General features: G+C 49.3%; 1 tRNA gene and 1 rRNA gene. Both read right to left on the reverse strand.

What is annotated here, in order from left to right:
- Window positions 1-150: 150 nt before the first annotated feature.
- A tRNA-Ile gene (locus AWV75_RS18200) sits at window positions 151-224 on the reverse strand.
- A 72-nt stretch (window positions 225-296) separates the two neighbouring features.
- Window positions 297-946, reverse strand: a 16S ribosomal RNA gene (locus AWV75_RS18205); the annotation flags it as partial.

Below are 946 nucleotides of genomic sequence, written 5' to 3' on the forward strand. Positions count from 1 at the left end.
GGAGTCGAACCGATGACCTCCTGCGTGCAAGGCAGGCGCTCTAGCCAGCTGAGCTAATCCCCCGTAATTTCGTTTACAGTTTACAGTTAACCGTGAACTGTCGTTTTTACGGTTAGCAAAACCTCTAAAATTTCCTTTTGTAATACTTAGTAGTCCCGGGCAGACTCGAACTGCCGACCCCTACATTATCAGTGTAGTACTCTAACCAGCTGAGCTACGAGACTCTGTATATTACTTCTTATCTTTTTTTTGAACAAACAGCGAGAGTAAATAAACCAACTCCTTTTTTTCTCTAGAAAGGAGGTGTTCCAGCCGCACCTTCCGGTACGGCTACCTTGTTACGACTTAGCCCTAGTTACCAGTTTTACCCTAGGCAGCTCCTTGCGGCGACCGACTTCAGGTACCCCCGGCTTCCATGGCTTGACGGGCGGTGTGTACAAGGCCCGGGAACGTATTCACCGGATCATGGCTGATATCCGATTACTAGCGATTCCAGCTTCATGGAGTCGAGTTGCAGACTCCAATCCGAACTGAGACCAGTTTTTGAGATTCGCATCCAGTTGCCTGGTAGCTGCTTTCTGTACTGGCCATTGTAGCACGTGTGTAGCCCAAGACGTAAGGGCCGTGATGATTTGACGTCATCCCCACCTTCCTCACGGTTTGCACCGGCAGTCTTGTTAGAGTTCCCGACATTACTCGCTGGCAACTAACAATAGGGGTTGCGCTCGTTATAGGACTTAACCTGACACCTCACGGCACGAGCTGACGACAACCATGCAGCACCTTGTAAATTGTCCGAAGAAAAGTCTATCTCTAAACCTGTCAATCTACATTTAAGCCTTGGTAAGGTTCCTCGCGTATCATCGAATTAAACCACATGCTCCACCGCTTGTGCGGGCCCCCGTCAATTCCTTTGAGTTTCATTCTTGCGAACGTACTCCCCAGG

It is taken from the genome of Myroides odoratus (genome assembly GCF_001549985.1).
GTDB classification, from domain to species: Bacteria; Bacteroidota; Bacteroidia; order Flavobacteriales; family Flavobacteriaceae; genus Flavobacterium; species Flavobacterium odoratum_A.